Here is a 19914-nt window from a genome sequence, read left to right on the forward strand (position 1 = left end):
GAGGAAGTGCGAGGGGAAACTAATCTGCGCATCTCCTCTTTTTTTGAGTCATAAAGTACATATGCTTTGAAGCTCTCCGAAAACGGCGAGGACTCCCTAACTTCAACAAGATTGTGTATAGTGAATAACAGTTCCAAATCGAAAGGGAGTGCAGAACTTGAACAGGTTTGGCAGGCTGAATACACTGCGGAATCAAATCTTCCTTGGATTTATGCTGGTGATGGTTATCGTATTGGCATTGGTCGGGGTTTTTGTATATGATCAGGTGTCGGCTTTGCTGCGCAACAGTGCGGAGAAGCATATTCAGCAGACGGCCGTTCAGGCCACCGGTAAGCTAGATGCGCTGCTCAAGCAGGTGGATACGCTGACGGCCCAAGTCTCCACGAACGCAACGGTTCAGCGCTTTCTGGCGCAGGAGACCGCAGGTAAGCCGATTACATTCGGCGAACGGCAGTCCTTGCAGCAGGAGGTTCGTAAATATGAAGCCTACGCTACGGGCATCCGGTCGCTGGAGTTATATACGAAGGATTATCGGCGGCTGTTTCCGCTGGATGAAGGAAGTCTGACCAGCCGGGTTAGGGGCGATTGGATCGCTTCGGCAGACCAAGGCATGGGGAAGCTGGTATGGTTCGGTCAGGATCCCCGGGATCCGGATGTGGTGGTAGCGGTGCGGAGAATCCGGCTGATTGATCATTCCTTTGCCCACGGCGGGTACTTGCTTGTGAAGCTGGAGAAGGACTATTTTGCGCTGGCGGATTCAACTGGCGGCATGGGCAGTGATTCGCGTGAAACGATGGGACTGTTTGATCAGGCGGGGAATGAAATCTCGTCGGATTTTGCTACCCTGGTGGATTCGAAAGAGGTTTTGCACCGCGAAGGGGAGACGGTTACGGTCGGCCATGAAGACTACATTGCCGTACAGAAACAGTCCGAGGCAACGGGCTGGAACTTGGTCATCTTGACGCCTGTCGATTATACGACTGAGGGAATATCGGTGCTGCGAACCGCGATTATCGTATCCGGGGGCGTTGGCGCGCTGCTGTTTCTGATCTTAAGCTTTATTCTGACCACGATGATCATCCGACCGATTTTGAATCTGATTAAAGCCATGCGCGGCGTAAGGCTGGGGACGTTGAAGCCCATTGCCGTCACCTCGAAGACGATGGAGATCAACGAGCTTAACAATTCGTACAACCAGATGGTGGATTCGTTGAACGAATTAATCGAGGTCGTGTATCAGAAGGAGATCATTCAGAGCCGTACAGAACTTAAAGCGCTGCAGGCGCAGATCAATCCGCACTTTCTTTTTAACACATTGGAAGCGTTTTACTGGGCGCTGGATGATCAAGGCGAAGAAGAGCTGGCCCAAATCGTGGTCGCGATGTCCGGCTTATTCCGTTATGTCATTAACCGCAAAGACGAGGATGAGTGGGTATCGGTCAGGGACGAGCTGGATCATGCCGAACGTTATTTGATGATTATGAAAATGCGGATGCTAGACCGATTATCCTGGAAAATCGAGGCGGATGAAGCCAGCAAAAGCGTGCCGATTCCGAAGCTGCTGATTCAGCCGATCGTGGAAAATGCGATCCTGCACGGGGTTGAGCAGCGTTTGGGGCCAGGCACCGTCATTGTAAGGGCAACCGCCTCCGATCACCCGGGATATACGGTCATTTCGATTACCGACGACGGTCCCGGAATGGACGAGCAGACGGTGGCAGCCCTATATTCCTCCATGGAAAAAGGATACGCGGAATCTTCTAAAAAAAGCGGTGTCGGCATTGCCAATGTAGAGCAAAGAATCCGGCTGTACTACGCTTCCGGGCAAGCCGGCCTGCGTATTCACAGCGTGGTGGGTCAGGGAACGACGATCTCATTTCAAATTCCGAATGATTTTCCGGCGAACGATGGGGAGGGAGAAAAACATGAAAACGATACTGATCGTGGACGATGAACCGAGAACGAGGGAAGGTGTAAGAAAGACCCTGGAGGCGTGGTCGTCGGGTCGCTGTAGAATCGTGACGGCTTCAAGCGGCGTAGAGGCGCTGGAGTGGCTGCGGCAGCAGGTGGCGCATCTGGTGGTGACAGATATCCGCATGCCGGAAATTGGGGGGCTGGAGCTGATTGAACGATTGCATGAACTGGAGCACCCGCCTGTCATTATCGTCATTTCCGGCTATTCGGAATTCGATTATGCCCGCAAAGCGCTGCAATACGGCGTCGTGGATTACCTTCTGAAGCCGCTGGATAAGCGGAAGCTGGTAACCGCGGTCGAATCGGCCCTGGAACGCCGGGAAAAAATAGATCGGATTGAGCGGATGGAGAAACTGGTGGATCCCAAGCTGCTGGAGGCGGCACAGCACGATAAAGGCTACAGCATCCAGGTGCAGGAAGCGCTGAAGTACGTGGATCAGCATCTTCAGGAGCCGGTATCGCTTAAGGAAGTGGCCGAAGTGCTTCATTTGAACTCCAGTTATTTCAGCGTGCTGTTCAAAGAGCAGACCGGGCTCACCTTCAGCGAATATCTGACGCGCCGCAGGGTGCAGCGGGCCAAGGAGCTGCTGGCAGGCACATCGCTGCCTGTCGCGGATATTGCGGAGAAGGTAGGATACCAAACGGCGAAATATTTCGTGAAAGTGTTCCGTGACCTTGAGGAAGTAAGCCCGAGTCAATATCGCCATAGCGTATCCGATAGCGGAGAAGAAATCTAATAAAAGTGGAATTAGTCCCAATCATTATGACCTTATACTATCATCCCCTCACTGATAAAATTTGATTAAAGCGGTTTCAATACGCGAACAACATACTAGAAAAGGGGTTGTAAACGTGTTCAACAAAAAATGGACGGTTCTGCTTCTAACATTGTGTCTCGCTCTGGTTGCGGCTGGTTGTGGATCGAGCAACAGCAGCACGGGAGATGCAGGCAACAGCGGCAGCGAAGGCGATAAAGTTACGGTGAACTTCATGCACTTATGGCCGGCAGGCGTTTCTGCAGGACAGAACAAAATCGTGAATCAGATCATCGAAGAATATCAAAAAGAGAATCCGAACGTGACGATCAAACAGGAAGTTCTGGATAATGAGCAATACAAAAATAAATTGAAAGTGCTTTCCGCCTCGAACGAGCTTCCGGACGTAGGGGTGACCTGGGCAGCCGGATTCCTGAAGCCATACGTGGAAGGCAGCCTGTTTGCACCGGTAGATGATTTGCTGGGCGGTCAGCTTAATGGCAAGTTCGTAGCCGGCACGACCGAAGCTTATGCGATTGACGGCAAAACGTATGCGCTTCCACTCGAATTTAATATCGCGCCGGTATACTATAACAAAGCGATATTCGAACAGCATAACCTGGAGGTGCCGCAAACCTACGAAGAATTCAAGAATGTCGTGAAAACGCTGTCCGATAACGGGATTGCTCCGATCGCACTGGGTAACAAGGATCGCTGGACCGGGTCACTCTGGTATATGTACCTGGCAGACCGAATCGGCGGACAAGAAACGCTGGCCAGCGCAATCAGCGGTTCGAGTTCCTTCAAGGATGAATCGCTTGTAAAGGCAGCTGCCGAGGTTCAATCGCTGGTGGATGGCAATGCGTTTGTCAAAGGGTTCAACGGCTTGTCCAACGAGGAAGCGAAATCCGAATTCCTGAACGGCAAAGCGGCCATGTACATGATGGGTACCTGGGAACTGCCGAACTTTACGACCAATGAAGAGATTCCGCAGGAATTCCGCGACAGCGTCGGGTTCTTCAAATTCCCGACGGTTGAAGGCGGCAAAGGCGATATAAACAGCTGGGTAGGCGGGCCGGGTGTCGGCTTGTTCATCGGAGAGAACTCCAAGGTGAAAGAAGAATCCAAGAAGTTCGTTGAGTATTTCGTAACCAAGTGGGGCGAGCAGTCCGTGACAGGCGCCGGCGTCATCCCGGCAACGAAGGTGGATACCTCGACGCTTGAGCTTCCGCAGCTGTACATCGATCTGTTTGATGAAATGAACCAAGCAAGCAGTATCACCCTGTTCGCGGATGTACAGATGGAGGCGAATGCCGCCGAGACACATCTGAACATGATCCAGGCGCTCTTCGGCAAAGCCGTGACCCCGGACAAATTCTCCGAAGAGCATGATGCAGCGATCTCCAAAGGGAACTAAGACTCTTTAGGACAACAAAGAAACGGGATCCTGGTTTATCCGGCAGCAATGCCGGATAAATCTTTCCTCTAGACCATATGGAGAAAGGAGTCGGACACTTTGGATAAAGTGATGTCCAACAAAAAAATCATCGCGCTGTATGTACTGCCTGCACTGCTTGTGATTATGGCCGTCGTCTATATTCCAATCCTATTGACGGCCTATTACGGACTGAACGAATGGAACGGTATCGGTGCAATGAGCTTTATCGGACTCGATAACTACCAGGCATTGCTTAAGGACGGAAAGTTCTGGGATAGTGCATGGCACTCCCTGCTATTAGCCGTATTCTCGGCTGCAAGCCTGATTATCTATCTGGCCGTGGCGATGGTGCTGGCCTCCAAGATTAAAGGCGCCAACCTGTTCCGTAAAATTTATCTCATACCCATGCTGCTGTCCTCCGTTGCGATCGCGCAGCTGTGGCTCCGCATTTATCACCCGACGAACGGGATTGTAAACAGCTTTCTGGAATCCATCGGGATCACGAACCCGCCAGCATGGCTCGCTGAGCCGTCGCTTGTATTATTCGCATTGTTCATTCCGATTCTGTGGCAGTATGCCGGTTTTTATATCTTGATCTATTATGCAGCTCTGAAGAACATCCCGGCATCGCTGGTGGAAGCCGCCAAGATCGACGGGGCAACCTCTCTGCAAATTGCGTTCCGGATCAAGCTTCCCCTCATCATGGAAGTAATTAAGGTTACGATCGTGCTGGCGGTGGTAGGTTCCTTGAAATATTTCGACCTCATCTTTGTCATGACGGACGGGGGGCCTAACGGCGCGAGCGAAGTAATGGCGTCCTATATGTATCATACGGCTTTCCGCGCTTATGATTTCGGTTACGGCAGCGCGATCGGGTTCTTCCTGCTGGTGATCTGTCTGATCGTAACGTGGATCATACGGAAATTAACGGCATCAAAAGAAACGATCCAATATTCATAAGGAGGGATGCTTCATGATATCCGGAGCCACAGGACAGCTCCAAGACGGGCGCGCCCGGTCCGGCAACGGAGTGGGAGGCAAACTGGGTTACACACTGCTGTATGTCGTGCTGATCGGCGTGGCCGTATTCCAGCTGTTCCCGCTCGTATGGCTGCTGCTGTTCTCATTAAAAAACAATCAGGAAGTATTCGATCTTCCTCCGCTGTCCCTTCCGATGAATCCGCGTTGGGAGAATTACGAGAAGGTTTGGAGTGCCGGCAACATCAGCGTCTATTTTCTGAATAGCGTTTGGATCACCGTCGCAGCAACAGCGCTAACGGTCATATTGGGAAGTCTCGTTACCTTTGCGATTACGAGAATGAAATGGAAGGGCAGTTCCTTTGTCCTTGGCTTGTTCATGGTCGCCATGATGATTCCGGTTCATTCCACCTTGATCCCGCTGTTCAGCATGTTCAACAAGGTTGGCTTGACCGATCATCCAATATCTTTGATATTGTCGTATGTGGCATTCAATATGCCGATTACGATTATGATTCTGCTCGGGTTCTATTACACGCTTCCGAAGGAAGTGGAAGAAGCGGCGGTGATGGACGGCTGCTCGGTTCACCGGGTCTTCTTCCGGATCGTGCTGCCGATGACGGGCTCAGTCCTGGCGACGACAGCGATCATTAACATGATCTACAACTGGAACGAGTTTATTTTCGTGAATACGTTCATCAGCTCGGATATGTTCAAGACGCTTACCGTCGGCGTGCAAAACTTTATCGGACAATATACAACCGATTGGGGTGCAATCGGCGCAACCTTGATGATCAGTATTTTGCCAATTCTGCTGATGTTCCTATTCCTCAGTGATCGTATCGTGGAAGGCATCGCTGCAGGTTCGGTGAAAGGTTAAGTTTCATAGAACTCATCCATTTCCGGATAAAAAAATATCGAGCCGCTTCAAGGAGACTTCTTGGAGCGGCTCGTTTGCTTTATACATCTCCATCTGCAGCACGGCTATCAGAAGAAGAAGCATCCCAAGGTTGGACCAACCTTTTGGGATGCCTCATAGAATGTAAGATTTAATTTTGCATGTGACAGATTCAAGCCCCTGTCGTTAAACCCATCCCAATGCCCGGGCCACCTGAGCGACCAGGAAGGTAACGCCGATCGCGATTGCTGTTGGGATGGCAAAGGAAAGGAACGTCCACTTCGCGCTTTTAGTCTCCTTCCAGATGTTGACGAGCGTGGTTCCGCAAGGATAGTGGAGCAGCGAGAACAGCATCATGTTCAGCGCAGTCAGCCAGGTCCAGCCTTGGTCCAGGAAGATTTGCTTGAGGGCAAACATATCGGTAACCTCGGTCAGGGAGCCTGTAGCCAAATATCCCATCAGCAGGATTGGCAGCACAATTTCATTTGCGGGAAGGCCGATGATAAAGGCCATTAGAATGAAGCCGTCGAGTCCGAGTGCGCGCGCAAACGGATCAAGGAATTCAACGAAATGAATCAGAATGCTGGAATCGCCAATATAGATGTTGGCAAGTACCCAGGTGAGTACGCCTGCAGGCGCCGCTACGATAATGGCTCTGCGCAGTACATAGATGGTTTTATCCAGGGTCGACCGGAGAATCGTATTCAGAATTTTCGGTTTACGGTATGGCGGCAGCTCCAGCGTGTAGTGGGAGGGAACGCCTTTCAAGGCAGTCTTCGATAATCCCCATGATACTGTGAGCGTTACAACGACACCGATCAGCACCATGCCCATAACCACGGAAGCCGTCACGAGCGTCTGGGTTCCTCCCGAAAAACCTGCAGCCATGAACAAGGAGGCCAGCAGGATCAGGGTCGGCCAGCGACCGTTGCAGGGCACGAAGTTGTTGGTCAGAATGGCGAGCATCCGCTCCCGCGGCGACTCGATGATCCGGGTCGACATAATGGCCGCCGCATTGCAGCCGAATCCCATCGCCATGGTGAGGGACTGCTTGCCGTGCGCACCCGTTTTTTTGAACAGGCGATCCAGGTTAAAGGCTACCCGCGGCAAATAGCCATAGTTCTCGAGCAGGGCAAACGCCGGAAAGAAGATGGCCATGGGAGGCAGCATCACACTGACGACCCAGGCGGTACCCCGGAACAATCCGAGTATCAGCACGCCATGAAGCCAATCGGGAGCATGAATGGCCTGAAAGGCCATCGTCAGGTAGCCTTCGATCCAGCCAAAGAAACTTGCCAGCAGGGAAGAAGGCACGTTAGCCCCTGCTATCGTTAAGTAAAAAATAACGCCGAGCATGGCCAGCATGATCGGAAATCCCCACAGCTTAGAGGTGAAGATGCGGTCCAAACGCTCGGAACGGTACAGAAGCTCCCGGTTGGTCACGGTGACGGCGTCACTGCACAGCTCGCGGGATTTTTTGAATAACTCGCCCACGATGTCCTCCCGAACATCCTCTACCTGCTCAGCAGGAATGGCGGCTGTTAGAGCTTCCAAGCGCTTTAGCTGTTCCAAGTGAGATCCCTCCTTTATCCGAAACCTTTAACCGGTCTTTCAGCGTCGCGATCAGCTTTTGGTCTCCATCGAGAAAGCGGATGGCCAGCCATCTGGCTGGATATTCGTCGCCGAAAATGTCTCTTAATTCGGACTCCAGGCTTGAAATTTGTGATTCCAGCTGTTCGTTATATTTCATCCGGTAAGGCATAGTCGGAGTCTGCCCTGTGCACATCAGAAGCAACTGCTCGGACAGGGTATCCAGCCCTTCGTTGTTTCTGGCCGAAATCGGAATAACGGGGACACCGAGCTGATCCGCCAGCTTGCGTGCGTTAATCTTGATTCCTTTTTTCTTCGCTTCGTCCATCAGATTCAGGCAGACGATGACCTGGTCGGTCATTTCCAGCACTTGAAGCGCAAGGTTAAGGCTTCTTTCCAGCGCCGTAGAATCCAGAACCAGAAGGGTAACGTCCGGTTTCTCAAAAATAATATAATCGCGCGCCACTTCTTCATCGGCCGAATTGGAGAACAAAGAGTACGTCCCGGGCAGATCAATAAATTGGAAGCGGGCGTCTTTGTATTCGTAAAAGCCGCTTGCGAGACTGACCGTTTTGCCGGACCAGTTGCCGGTGTGCTGCTTCAGGCCGGTGAGGGCATTAAAAAGCGTGCTTTTGCCCGTGTTCGGGTTGCCGGCCAGCGCGACGGTAAAAGTTCTCATGATGACATCACCTTACCCCAGATTAACTGACTTTCTTCTTTCCTTAACGCAATGACGGTACCTGCTACTCTATAAGAGGTGGGGTCTCCGAGCGGGCTGGCTTTCAGCACTTCGATAACGGAGCCCGGAACGAATCCAAGGTCCAGAAGGCGCCGTTTATGCTCTCCGCGGATATCCACCAGTTCAATCAGAAACCGCTCGCCGAGCGCTGCCTGATGCAAATGCTGCCTATATTTTGTCTCATCCATAAAGTTTAACCTCTCCCTACTAAATTGGGCCGAGCATATATTGTTTCCTCGAAGCAACTTTATGCCTATAGTATGACCGAATGCGTGTATTGTCAACTGGATTCATTAGATATTTATGCCATTTTCATGCGGGCGTTTGACGATCAATCACCATTTTATGCTTGAAGAGAGAACAAGATACATGTTATATCTGTATATGAACAATTATTCATATAACTTGGAGTGATACCTATATGATATGGGACGTAATCGTTATCGGCGCGGGGCAGGCAGGACTGGCAGCCGGCTATTGGCTGCAGCAGGCAGGAATGAAGTTTCTGTTGTTGGATCGGGGGACGGAGGCGGGAGATGCATGGAAGACGAGATATGATTCCCTGAAGTTGTTTACGCCGCGGACTCATAGTGCATTGCATGGAATGAGGATAGAGGGGGATCCGGACGGGTTCCCGGATAAAGATGAGGTGGCTTCCTATCTGAAATCCTACGCAGCACGGTTTGAGCTGCCCATTCAGTTTGAGACGGATGTGAAGCGCGTTCGCAAGGAAGAAGACATGTTTAACATCGATACCCATCAGGGGGAATTTCATGCGAAGGCGTTGATTATCGCGACCGGACCGTTCCGGGAGCCGCGAATTCCGACGTTTGCAGCATCGGTTCCAGATGATATTGTCCAGCTGCACTCATCCGATTACAGGAGACCCTCCCAGCTTCAAGAGGGCGGCGTTCTAGTCGTTGGCGGCGGGAACAGCGGGGCGCAGATTGCGGTTGAACTGTCTGGTGATCGGGAAACGTATTTGGCTCTTGGTCAGCAGCCGCGGTATTTACCCATGACGGTTGGGGGAAAAGGGATGTTCTGGTGGTTGGACAAACTCGGCATTTTATCAGCCAGCGGGTCCTCCTGGGTGGGACGTAAGCTGAAGCGCCGGGGAGACCCGATTTTTGGATATGAATTGAAACAAGCGGTCAAGTGCGGTAAAGTGGTGTTGAAAAAGAGAGTCGTTGATGCCGGCGCTTCCGGCATGGGATTCGAGGATGGAACGGAGCTTAAGGTTCGGAATATAATCTGGGCGACCGGCTTTGTTCCCAGCTATGATTGGCTTCATGTGGATCAAGCGCTGGATCATAAGATGGCTGTTATTCATACACGCGGAATTAGTCCGGTGAAAGGGCTCTATTATGTAGGTTTGCCTTGGCAGACGCATCGGGGCTCCGCACTCTTGGCAGGAGTTTCACGGGATGCCCGCGAAATCGTTCAAGCCATTATGGAGAAGAGGGGATTAGTTTATGGAAAAAGAGCACCATGAGCTGCTGCACGAAGACCAGGCCATGGAAGCGTCACGACTGCTGAAGGCCATTTCAGATCCGACGCGGATCCGGATTCTTCATTTGCTCTCGCAGGAAGAATGCCCGGTCGGCCATATTGCCGAGGTGCTTGGCATGAGTCAGTCGGCGGTATCCCACCAGCTTGGCTATCTGCGCAGTTTAAGACTGGTCAAATACCGCAGGGACGGAAATACATATTTTTACACGTATGAAGATGAGCATGTCATCGGGATCTTGCGGCAGGTGCTGGACCATATCGCACATTAGAAATGCCTGACCTATTCATGCTTGACATTCCGATCGTCCGGCTGTAATGTATTGGAAAATGAAATTCCCGTGAATAACGATCATCAAGGACATGAGGATGCAAGATTCAGTGAGACAGAAAAGAAGCCCCTGGCTGAAAGGCTTCCACCCGCTAGGCTGCGTCCTTCCTACCTTGTAGTTGCCCGCTGTGAACAAGCGGCGCCGGTTCGGCCCGTTACCGCCTTATGAAGCATCTTGCAAGGAGCATCTTTTGCGTCCGGCAGGATGGAATCAGGGTGGTACCACGAGCACATTCGTCCCTAGGAGCGAATGTGCTCTTTTTGCGCTCAGGCAGGTTCATTCATGGATATGAGAAGGAGTATGAGGAAGATGCGGCAAAGCCAATTATTGATGACAACGATGCGGGATGTGCCTTCCGAGGCGGAGGCACTGAGCCATCAATGGATGCTCCGCGGCGGCTATATCCGTCAAACGGCGGCAGGAATCTATTCGTATCTGCCGCTGGGATGGAGGGTCCTGCGCAAGATCGAAGCCATTATTCGGCAGGAAATGGATGCCGCAGGCGGGCAGGAGATGCTCATGCCGGCTGTCCAGCCCGCCGAGCTGTGGAAGGAATCGGGCAGGTACGATGTTTACGGTTCGGAACTCATCAGGCTGCATGACCGCCATAACCGGGAGTTCGTGCTTGGACCTACCCATGAAGAAGTGATGACGTCCATCGTTCGCCAAGAGATTTCTTCGTACCGGAAGCTGCCGGTCAACCTGTACCAAATTCAGAGCAAATACCGGGATGAGCGGCGTCCGCGTTTCGGTCTGCTGCGGGGTCGTGAATTCCTGATGAAGGATGCGTATTCCTTTGACCGGGACTGGGAGGGCCTGGATGTGTCTTACCGGAACATGTATGAAACGTATGAACGAATCTTTAAGCGCTGCGGACTGACGTTCCGGGCGGTGGAAGCGGATGCGGGTGCCATTGGCGGGCAAGGGGAAACCCATGAGTTTATGGCACTGGCGGATATCGGCGAGGATACCGTAGTTTCGTGCAGCGATTGCAGTTATGCGGCAAATCTGGAGCGTGCGGAGTCTGCGGTCCCGGCTGAGCAGGCTGATATGAAGTTCGTGGCGGCTGACGGTCATTCTGCCATAGAGCAGATATTTACGCCGAATGTGAAGAGCATTCAGGAACTGACAGACTTTCTTCAGGTCGATCCGCAAGAATTGATCAAGACGCTGATTTACCATGTAGACGGAGAACGGGTTACGGTGCTTGTCCGCGGAGACCGCGAAGCGAACGAGGCCAAGGTGAAGTCTTACCTAGAAGCGGAACTCGTTGAATTGGCGAGTGCTGAAGAGGTGATGCTGGCGACGGGCGCCCCAGTCGGGTTTGCGGGACCGGTAGGTCTAACCCTAAAAATATGGGTCGACTACGAAGTAGCAGCTATGGCAGAGGGGATCACCGGTGCCAACCAGGGAGATACCCATCTGAAGGGAGTTCGCCCAGGACATGATTTTTCGCTGGAGCACACCGGCGACTTCCGGAATGTAACCGAAGGAGAGCCTTGTCCGCGCTGCGGAGCGCCGCTCCAGTTTCATCGCGGAATTGAGCTTGGACATGTGTTCAAGCTGGGTACGAAATACAGTGACGCCATGAACGGCATGTACCTGGATTCCGACGGGCGGGAGAAACCGTTGATTATGGGCTGTTACGGGATTGGCGTCTCCCGCGTTATGGCCGCCATCGCCGAGCAGCGCATCTCAAATGAACGCCTGATCTGGCCGATGTCCGTCGCTCCGTTCAAGGTGCACATTATCCCGGTTGCGGTTAAGGATGAGGCCCAGATGAAATTGGCTGAACATATCTACAGCGAACTGAACAAGGCTGGTCTGGAGCCGTTGTTGGATGATCGGGACGAACGGGCCGGCGTCAAGTTCAAGGATGCCGACCTTGCCGGCGCTCCGCTGCGTCTGATCGTTGGCCGCGGAGCGGCTAACGGAGAGGTCGAATGGATGGGCGAGGACGGAATCAAGTTCAACCTGTCTGCTGAGGAAGCCATCCAGCGCTCACGCGAGGAGGTAGCCCGGCAGCTGGAGTGAATGCTATGGAGCCATTCAGTTTGGAGCGGCTGTTCATGCAGCCGATCTACGCTTTATGATGAACGAGCACGAAGCAGCGGAGCGGACGAATCGATTCCGGAAAAGCGGCAGCGGTCGCCTTTGCCCTCGGATTTTTACAATGGATAAATACAGTAAGGAAAATCCGAGGGCAACAGCGATTGGAGGAACGATACGTACGTGCAGCGTCCTCTAATGAAACATAGTAGTACTCTCATTTCAATCCTCTCACCAACATCAGCGCAGCCTTGTATACATATCCCGAATACAGGCTTATGATGAAGAAGTCGGAATTGAAGTCATAATGCGGATGGAGGTTGCATCTACGATGAATCAGGAAGAGAAGGGACCAAGCCCGGACATTCATCATATAGAAGAACATCAGCTCAGTCAGGTGAAGATTACATTGTCCAATCCCTTAAGATGGGTGAACAGCTATGTGCTGCGCGGAGATGACGGTATTACTATCATCGATCCGGGGCCGCGTACGGCTGCCTCGGAGCGGGAATGGCTGGCGGGGATGGAGCAGCTCGGCTTCGGGTTCAGCGACATCGCCTCGATCGTGCTGACCCATCATCATCCGGACCACTATGGGCTTGCCGGGTGGTTTCAGGAGCGGTCAGGCGCCAAGGTGTGGATGTCAGAGCGGGCGCATCGGGAAGCGATGCTCATGTGGGGAACGGATTCCACGATGGATCACGCGCTCCCGGCGTTCTTCCGACAGCATGGCATGCCGGAAGCCAAGCTTGCCCTGCTGCCGGAGCATCTGAACGGCTTCTTCCCCCAAGTCACGCCGCAGCCGGACATATCGTTTATCGGCGAGGACCTGCCGTTCCGGATGGGCAACCGGATATGGGTGCCGGTGCAAACGGCCGGTCATGCTCCGGGACATCTGTCGTTCTTCCATGCGGAGAGCGGCATCCTGTTATGCGGCGATGCCGTGCTGCCGCAAATTTCGCCCAACGTGAGCCTGCTGCCCGGCAGCGACGCCGAGCCGCTGGCGCTTTTCCTTGCAGGGCTGCGCCGCCTGCGCGAACTGCATGTCCGGACGGCGTACCCCGGACACCGCCACCCGTTCACGCATTTCCGTGAACGGATCGATGCGCTCCTCCTCCATCACGAGGAGCGCCTGGCCTCCATCGCCGGCATGCTGAGCGCTGCCGGTCGCCTAACCGCCTTCGAGGTCTGCACCGCCCTCTTCGGCGAGAAGCTCGGCATCCACCAGCTGCGCTTCGCCATGTGCGAAGCGCTGGCCCATCTCGCCGAGCTGACCCGCCGCGGGGAAGCCGAGATGATCGAAAACGAGGACGGCATGTGTTATTTTTCTGTACGGAAACAGCCGCATTCCTGATATAATCTAGACATGAATAAAACCGTCTGCTTGTACGTTGACTTCCATCATGCGTAGAAAGGGCGGTTTTTTGTTTAATAGATTCAGAGGGTTACATTGTGGAGCATCCGTTGTCTGATATCGGCCAGCTCATTATCCCCATAACCGCCGCAATCAGAATGCTTGGCAAGTGGTTCCACGGCACGCTTTCTCAATAGAGAAAAGGCGCGTTCATACCTGAGTCGGGTGCGTTTCCCTCATTCGAGTCAGAGTTTCTCTCTCCCCGCATATAGTTGATGTACCTTGCTGTTTAAGTAAGGCATTCCCTCAAGTGCTTTTTTCTTAATCACTCATCACCATGATCGACTCCACCATATTCGTATCGAAGCGTTCCCTTGGTTCAATCCGCAATTTTCATGTTATAGGATTCGTATCTCATAAAGCCCCTAAAGGAGAATCTGTCATGAAGAAAAAAGATGTGGTCGCCATGCTGCTCGCAGGAGGTCAAGGCAAACGGCTGAAAGGCCTGACGAAGACGCTGGCCAAGCCGGCTGTTTATTTTGGGGGTACATACCGGATTATTGATTTTCCGCTGAGCAACTGCTCCCATTCGGGAATCGACACGGTCGGGGTGCTAACCCAGTATGAACCTCTGGTTCTGCATTCTTACATTGGCGTAGGAAGCGATTGGGATATGGACCGGTTAAATGGGGGCGTATTCGTGCTCCCGCCCCATGAACGCGAGGACGGGACGACCTGGTACCGCGGGACGGCGGATGCGATTTATCGGAACCTCAAGTTTATTGATCAGTACGATCCCGAGCACGTTTTGATTTTGTCGGGAGATCACATTTATAAAATGGATTACGACCGCATGCTGACTTATCACAAGGAGAAGGATGCCGATTGCACCATCTCCGTCATCGAGGTGAGCCTGGATGAAGCGAAGCGGTTCGGCATGGTGAATACGGATGAGAACTACCGGATTTTCGAGTTCGAGGAGAAGCCTGCGCACCCGAAGAGCACGACGGCATCCATGGGCGTTTATCTGTTTCGCTGGAAGCTGCTGCGATCCTATTTACTGCGGAATGCGGAGCTTCCGGATACGAGCCATGACTTTGGCAAAGACATACTGCCAAGTATGTTGGCGGACGGCAAAACGCTGTACGCTTATCCTTTTGATGGGTACTGGAAGGACGTCGGCACCATCGAGAGCCTATGGGAAGCTAACATGGATCTGCTCTGCGAGCAGCCCAAGCTGGATTTAAACGATCCCCTGTGGCGCATCTACACCCGGAACCCCAATCAGCCGGCAGAGTATATTTCACCGACCGGCGTCGTCCGGAACAGCATGATTAACGAGGGCTGCACCGTGTGCGGCGAGGTAGAGCATTCGGTACTCTTTTATGGCGTGGAGGTAGGGGAAGGCAGTGTCATTACCGATTCTGTCATCATGCCCAAGGTCCGTATCGGCAGCCATGTACGTATACACCGGGCGATTGTCACTGAGGACATGGTCATTCAAGATCATACCGTCATCGGTCCCCCTGAGGAAGATCCATCCCGGATTGTGCTGGTAAGCGGTCAAGATGAAGACGTCCTGAAGCTGCTTCAGTCGTCTTCGTCCCATAATAATCAAGGTTAGGAAGGGATTCGCAGATGAGAGAACTCATGGGTATCATTAATTTGGAGCATGAACGGGATGTGCTGAGTGAATTGACGTATTACCGGTGCGGGGCCGCTGTCCCATTTGCGGGGAGGTACCGCCTGATCGACTTCGTGATGTCCAATATGATGCATGCGGGCATTGAGGATATCGCGCTGTTCGTTCGCAGGAAATACCGGTCCCTGATGGATCATCTGGGCGAAGGCAGGCCATGGGATATGCACCGCAAGCGGGGCGGCCTGTTCATACTTCCGCCGGATTGGAATGATGAAGCGGATGTGTCCGCCGGCGAACTGCGGCATATTTATAACAATCTCGATTTTTTTGAGCGGGGAGCTGCGAAGTTTATCGTGCATTCCGGCAGCCAGCATATCAGCACGGTCGATTTGAATGAAGTGTACGAGTACCATCTGGAACAGGGGGCCGACGTGACGCTTGTTTATACAAGAGTGAATGAACCACGGGAAGAGCACCGTTCCTGCACCCGCCTGGATATCGATGAGGACGGTATGGTCACGGATATTCATTATGAACACAAGCATGATGCGGTATATATGGAAATGTTCGTGATGGAGAAAGCGCGGTTTCTCGAGATGGCCGATCATTGCATCGCCCATGGGGGCAACCATTTCTTCCGGGACGCGATCATGCGTAATCGGCACAAGCTGAACATTGCGGGATATGAATACCTTGGGTATCATGCGGTGATCAACTCGCTTGAAAGCTATTACCGTACCAGCATGAATCTGCTGAACCCGAAGACTTACGACAGCCTGTTCCGCAAGCAGGCGGTTCACACCAAGATCAAGTACGAGGTTCCTGCCAAATATTTAAATTCGGCCGATGTGAGCAACGCACTGGTAGCCAACGGCTGCCAGATTGACGGGGAAGTAAAGAACAGTATTCTGTTTCGAGGAGTACAGGTAAAACAAGGCGCAAGCATCCATAACTCCATCATCATGCAAAAATGCGTCATTGGCGAGAACGTGAGGCTGGAGAACGTCATACTCGATAAAGATGTGATCATTTCGCGGGATCATAAACTTCAAGGGGATTTTCGCAAACCATTTGTCATAGCCAAGGACATCTCGATTTGATCGCAAAATAATACGAATCCGTCAGGAGGAACTTTCTTTTGTTTAACAACAAGGAAACATTCAAGCAGGTCTTTACGGAGCAGTTGGTGAGTCGGTTGGGAAAAGGGCTGGAGGAAGCGACGGCTGAGGATGTATACAAAACACTCGGAGGGATGATCCGGGAATACGTCGGGCGGGAATGGGCGGCAGCCAACCAGATATACCGGGATACCGGGCAGAAGCAGGTATATTATTTCTCGCTTGAATTTTTGATTGGCCGGCTGATGGGGAACAATCTGCTGAACCTGGGTGTGCTGGATATGGTTCGCAGCGGCCTCCTGGACCTCGGATGGAATTTGGAAGAGATTGAGGAGCAGGAACCGGACGCAGGCCTCGGCAACGGGGGGCTCGGACGCCTTGCGGCGTGTTTTCTCGATTCGTTGGCATCGCTTAGCTATGCAGGCCATGGCTGCGGCATCCGGTATAAGTACGGATTGTTTGAACAGAAGATTATTGACGGCCATCAAGTCGAGCTGCCGGACAACTGGCTCCAGCGGGGCAACGTCTGGGAGGAACGGCGGGCTGACAAGGCGGTGGAAGTGCACTTCTGGGGCCGCGTGGAGGTGGATGTGCAGGAGGGGCGGACCGTGTTTCACACGATGGACTACGAACGGGTTCTGGCCGTACCCTACGACGTTCCGGTGATCGGGTACGGTGAGGGTCAAGTTAACACGCTGCGGCTGTGGAGCGCCGAGTCCGCTTCGGATATATCCAGAATCCGTTCGGCCAATCATCACAACAGTTATTATAAATTTTTGGAATATAACCGTTCGGTCGAATCGATATCGGAATTTTTGTACCCGGATGATTCGGCATACGAAGGCAAGCTCCTTCGACTGAAGCAGCAGTACTTCCTCTGTTCCGCAGGCGTTCAGAGCATTCTCAGAACGTTCGACAAGCAGGACCGGACGTATCATGAGATTCCCGAGCATGTCGCCATCCATATCAATGATACGCATCCGACGCTGGTGATTCCGGAGCTCATGCGGATTTTGATTGACGAGAAGGGTCTGGGCTGGGATGAGGCTTGGGACATCACAAGCCGGACCGTGTCCTACACGAACCATACCCTGCTTAGCGAAGCACTGGAAAAATGGCCTGCCGGCATGGTCAGGGAGCTGCTGCCGCGTATCTATATGATGATCGAAGAGATCAATAAACGATTTTGCGGGATGCTGCTGGAGCGTTATCCAGGCGACCATGAGCGCATATCTCAGCTCGCCATCATTGAGAGTGACCAGATTCGAATGGCCAATCTGGCGATTGTGGGAAGTTATCACGTGAATGGCGTCGCGGCACTGCATACGGAGCTGCTAAAGACCCAGGTTATGAAACTGCATTATGAGCTGTATCCTGAGCGATTCAGCAATAAAACCAACGGGATTACCCACCGGCGCTGGTTGATGCACAGCAACCCCGGCTTAAGTCAATTCATCAGCGATGGTATTGGCACTTCATGGATCACGGATCCTCATCAATTGATCCAGCTCCAGTCACTCAAGACCGACCCCGCCTTTCAGCAGGGGATTCAGCGGATCAAACGGAACAATAAAGAACGGCTTGCCGAATACATTGCGAATAAGCAAGGGATCGTGATCAATCCCGATTCCATATTCGATGTCCACGTGAAGCGGCTGCACGGTTACAAGCGGCAATTGCTGAATATTTTACGAGTGATGCACGTGTATAACGAGATTAAGGATCAGCCAAGCGCGGATCGCGTTCCCCGTACCGTCATTTTTGGGGCGAAGGCAGCGCCGGGTTACTATCTGGCAAAAAGCATCATCAAACTCATTAATGTCGTTGCCGAAGTCGTAAATAAGGATCCGCAGGTCCATGACAAACTCCAGGTGCTGTTCCTGGAAAATTACTCGGTGTCTCTGGCGGAGAAGATTATTCCCGCAGCCGATGTGAGCGAGCAGATTTCCACGGCTGGCAAGGAGGCATCCGGTACGGGAAACATGAAGTTCATGATGAACGGCGCGTTGACCATCGGCACGCTGGATGGGGCTAACGTGGAGATGTTCGAGCTGCTCGGCAATGAGAATATGTTCCTGTTCGGTTTGAAGCTGGAGGAAGTGCTCGAGTATTACAGGACGGGAGCTTATGTATCCAGGGAGCGGTATGAGCAGGATCCCAGAATCGCCCGCGTGCTGAATCAGTTAATATCCTCAGGACCGTTCTGCTGTCACGAGTTGGAGTTTGGCCAAATTCTCCAGTCCCTGCTGGATCATAACGATGAGTTTTTTGTATTGGCGGACTTTTCCAGTTATGTGGCAACCCAGTCGGAGATCGATCGTGCTTATTTGAATACCGGAGCCTGGACCGAGAAATCGATTATGAATATGGCGCACGCTGGACATTTCTCCAGCGATAACACGATTCACCGTTATGCATCCGACATCTGGAATGTTACTCCTGTTAAGGTTGGTGTGAACAGGTAATCTATCTCTATTACAAACTCTAAAAAAAGAACCCCGCCATAGGTTTGGCGGGGTTTCCATAGGTGCTCTATTGGAATGTTCTTCATCATAGCATATGATGGATGCTTGCAAAAATGACTAGATAGATTTACCGATTTACGTGAATGGACAGCCCGTTTTTTCATAGGTGAGAGGAGCCTACTTATTTATAGAAGAAACTCATCATTCCGGCCCGTAAAGATGGACGCTTTCTAACTGCAATCGTCTATGATTCTTTGAAATCACCCAGTTCGGCTTGGAATAGGTTTCGGTGAGTTCCTTCCTTCTGATAGGCAGGCAAAAAGGAGATTCGCATTCTGCGCGAATCTCCTTTTTTGGAGTGGTTTATTCTTTTGGAAGCTCTTCGGTTGTGCCGAACAGCTCGATCTCCCGCTCCGCTTGCTTGCGATGGGCGATACGGCTGCTGGCGGCCGCGGCAACCGCGCCGACGATATCGTCGAGGAAGGTATGTACACGACCGCTTGATTTATCATTCAACTGCTCAAGAATGCCGGGCTTGAGCTTATCGATATACCCGTAGTTGGTGAAGCCGATGCTTCCATAGACGTTAACGATGGAAAATGCCAGGACTTCATCCACGCCGTATAACCCTTCGTCATTGGCCAGCATTTCTTGAAGCGGGGATATGAGATTGCCTTCCTCCGCCAAAATATCTAATTGAATTCCGGTTAACACCGCGTTTTGGACTTCGCGTTTGCTGAGTACGGCATCTACGTTCTCCATGCACTCTTCCATGGTCAAGTTCGGGTAGTATTTATTTTGAAGGATCATCACCAGTTCTGCGATTTCCTCCAGCTTGATTCCACGCTGATGCAGCAGGTTCCGTGTCGCTTCCGCTACCTTTTTGCTGTTCAGACTGTATGGAATGTTTAAATCGTTTTCTGCCATGATGGAACTCACCTCATTTTCGTGGTTGATGAAGATGCTTACGACGATTGTACTTTTTTCACCCCCCCTTTGTCCAGAAAGGGCAAAACTGAGAGTTATTTTTTTGGAAAGGGCTCGTATACATAGGAGTACAACCTGTACAAAAAAAT

At 52.1% G+C, this 19914-nt stretch carries 17 protein-coding genes; 13 read left to right on the top strand and 4 right to left on the bottom strand.

From position 1 onward, the window contains the following. Positions 1–157 precede the first annotated feature (157 nt). The 5 genes from PAEVO_RS28040 (at position 158) to PAEVO_RS28060 (ending at position 6025) form a co-directional block, all read left to right on the top strand. Positions 158–1954, top strand: a complete 1797-nt coding sequence (locus PAEVO_RS28040; protein ID WP_100540765.1) for a cache domain-containing sensor histidine kinase — start codon at positions 158–160, stop codon at positions 1952–1954. Then, positions 1926–2711: a response regulator transcription factor gene (locus tag PAEVO_RS28045; protein WP_100540766.1), complete on the top strand. Its 786-nt coding sequence runs from the start codon at positions 1926–1928 to the stop codon at positions 2709–2711. The genes PAEVO_RS28040 and PAEVO_RS28045 overlap by 29 nt, the downstream gene beginning before the upstream one ends. Positions 2712–2826: 115 nt before the next feature. Continuing rightward, positions 2827–4146, top strand: coding sequence for an extracellular solute-binding protein (locus PAEVO_RS28050; RefSeq protein WP_100540767.1), 1320 nt, complete (start codon positions 2827–2829; stop codon positions 4144–4146). A gap of 99 nt (positions 4147–4245) precedes the next feature. Next, positions 4246–5127 (top strand): carbohydrate ABC transporter permease, encoded by an 882-nt coding sequence (locus PAEVO_RS28055; protein WP_100540768.1) that lies wholly within the window; start codon positions 4246–4248, stop codon positions 5125–5127. Positions 5128–5140: 13 nt separating this feature from the next. Beyond that, positions 5141–6025, top strand: coding sequence for a carbohydrate ABC transporter permease (locus PAEVO_RS28060; RefSeq protein ID WP_100540769.1), 885 nt, complete (start codon positions 5141–5143; stop codon positions 6023–6025). Positions 6026–6229: 204 nt separating this feature from the next. Here the strand turns inward: PAEVO_RS28060 and PAEVO_RS28065 are convergent, their stop codons facing one another. Genes PAEVO_RS28065 through PAEVO_RS28075 form a run of 3 tightly spaced genes read right to left on the bottom strand, consistent with a single transcriptional unit; the run spans position 6230 to position 8560 of the window. Further along, positions 6230–7615: a nucleoside recognition domain-containing protein gene (locus PAEVO_RS28065; RefSeq protein ID WP_100540770.1), complete on the bottom strand. Its 1386-nt coding sequence runs from the start codon at positions 7613–7615 to the stop codon at positions 6230–6232. Beyond that, positions 7566–8312: a FeoB small GTPase domain-containing protein gene (locus PAEVO_RS28070; RefSeq protein ID WP_100540771.1), complete on the bottom strand. Its 747-nt coding sequence runs from the start codon at positions 8310–8312 to the stop codon at positions 7566–7568. The genes PAEVO_RS28065 and PAEVO_RS28070 overlap by 50 nt, the downstream gene beginning before the upstream one ends. Beyond that, positions 8309–8560, bottom strand: a complete 252-nt coding sequence (locus tag PAEVO_RS28075) for a FeoA family protein (RefSeq protein ID WP_100540772.1) — start codon at positions 8558–8560, stop codon at positions 8309–8311. Before PAEVO_RS28075 ends, PAEVO_RS28070 begins: the two co-directional genes overlap by 4 nt. Before the next feature lie 233 nt (positions 8561–8793). Here PAEVO_RS28075 and PAEVO_RS28080 point away from each other — a divergent pair, with 233 nt between their 5' ends. From PAEVO_RS28080 to PAEVO_RS28110, 8 genes are all read left to right on the top strand, one after another. Then, on the top strand, positions 8794–9864 hold the full coding sequence (locus tag PAEVO_RS28080; RefSeq protein WP_100540773.1) for a flavin-containing monooxygenase: 1071 nt from the start codon (positions 8794–8796) through the stop codon (positions 9862–9864). Next, positions 9845–10150, top strand: a complete 306-nt coding sequence (locus PAEVO_RS28085) for an ArsR/SmtB family transcription factor (RefSeq protein WP_100540774.1) — start codon at positions 9845–9847, stop codon at positions 10148–10150. The genes PAEVO_RS28080 and PAEVO_RS28085 overlap by 20 nt, the downstream gene beginning before the upstream one ends. 369 nt (positions 10151–10519) lie before the next feature. Continuing rightward, positions 10520–12244 (top strand): proline--tRNA ligase, encoded by a 1725-nt coding sequence (locus tag PAEVO_RS28090; RefSeq protein ID WP_100540775.1) that lies wholly within the window; start codon positions 10520–10522, stop codon positions 12242–12244. A 58-nt stretch (positions 12245–12302) separates the two neighbouring features. Then, positions 12303–12458, top strand: coding sequence for a hypothetical protein (locus tag PAEVO_RS34020; protein ID WP_165789769.1), 156 nt, complete (start codon positions 12303–12305; stop codon positions 12456–12458). Between the two features lie 132 nt (positions 12459–12590). After that, positions 12591–13613, top strand: coding sequence for an MBL fold metallo-hydrolase (locus tag PAEVO_RS28095; RefSeq protein ID WP_100540776.1), 1023 nt, complete (start codon positions 12591–12593; stop codon positions 13611–13613). A 442-nt stretch (positions 13614–14055) separates the two neighbouring features. Next, positions 14056–15237 carry a glucose-1-phosphate adenylyltransferase gene (locus tag PAEVO_RS28100; protein ID WP_100540777.1) on the top strand — a complete coding sequence of 394 codons (1182 nt, stop codon included), beginning with the start codon at positions 14056–14058 and terminating at the stop codon, positions 15235–15237. 14 nt (positions 15238–15251) lie between these two features. Beyond that, positions 15252–16355 carry a glucose-1-phosphate adenylyltransferase subunit GlgD gene (glgD, locus tag PAEVO_RS28105; RefSeq protein ID WP_100540778.1) on the top strand — a complete coding sequence of 368 codons (1104 nt, stop codon included), beginning with the start codon at positions 15252–15254 and terminating at the stop codon, positions 16353–16355. A 38-nt stretch (positions 16356–16393) separates the two neighbouring features. Next, entirely contained in the window at positions 16394–18838 is a 2445-nt protein-coding gene (locus tag PAEVO_RS28110) for a glycogen/starch/alpha-glucan phosphorylase (RefSeq protein ID WP_100540779.1), read from the top strand. 363 nt (positions 18839–19201) lie between these two features. Here the strand turns inward: PAEVO_RS28110 and PAEVO_RS28115 are convergent, their stop codons facing one another. Continuing rightward, a complete protein-coding gene (locus PAEVO_RS28115) occupies positions 19202–19765 on the bottom strand; it encodes a phosphatidylglycerophosphatase A family protein (RefSeq protein ID WP_100540780.1) in 564 nt (187 codons plus the stop codon). Positions 19766–19914 lie beyond the last annotated feature (149 nt).

It is taken from the genome of Paenibacillus sp. GM2FR, assembly GCF_002803325.1.
Lineage (GTDB): Bacteria > Bacillota > Bacilli > Paenibacillales > Paenibacillaceae > Paenibacillus_AQ > Paenibacillus_AQ lautus.

Coding starts and splice junctions, on each gene's coding strand:
- PAEVO_RS28045 (WP_100540766.1), top strand. CDS start 1,926: ATGAAAACGATACTGATCGTGGACGATGAACCGAGAACGAGGGAAGGT.
- PAEVO_RS28115 (WP_100540780.1), bottom strand. CDS start 19,765: ATGGCAGAAAACGATTTAAACATTCCATACAGTCTGAACAGCAAAAAG.
- PAEVO_RS28070 (WP_100540771.1), bottom strand. CDS start 8,312: ATGAGAACTTTTACCGTCGCGCTGGCCGGCAACCCGAACACGGGCAAA.
- PAEVO_RS28095 (WP_100540776.1), top strand. CDS start 12,591: ATGAATCAGGAAGAGAAGGGACCAAGCCCGGACATTCATCATATAGAA.
- PAEVO_RS34020 (WP_165789769.1), top strand. CDS start 12,303: ATGAACGAGCACGAAGCAGCGGAGCGGACGAATCGATTCCGGAAAAGC.
- PAEVO_RS28100 (WP_100540777.1), top strand. CDS start 14,056: ATGAAGAAAAAAGATGTGGTCGCCATGCTGCTCGCAGGAGGTCAAGGC.
- PAEVO_RS28080 (WP_100540773.1), top strand. CDS start 8,794: ATGATATGGGACGTAATCGTTATCGGCGCGGGGCAGGCAGGACTGGCA.
- glgD (WP_100540778.1), top strand. CDS start 15,252: ATGAGAGAACTCATGGGTATCATTAATTTGGAGCATGAACGGGATGTG.
- PAEVO_RS28090 (WP_100540775.1), top strand. CDS start 10,520: ATGCGGCAAAGCCAATTATTGATGACAACGATGCGGGATGTGCCTTCC.
- PAEVO_RS28085 (WP_100540774.1), top strand. CDS start 9,845: ATGGAAAAAGAGCACCATGAGCTGCTGCACGAAGACCAGGCCATGGAA.
- PAEVO_RS28060 (WP_100540769.1), top strand. CDS start 5,141: ATGATATCCGGAGCCACAGGACAGCTCCAAGACGGGCGCGCCCGGTCC.
- PAEVO_RS28075 (WP_100540772.1), bottom strand. CDS start 8,560: ATGGATGAGACAAAATATAGGCAGCATTTGCATCAGGCAGCGCTCGGC.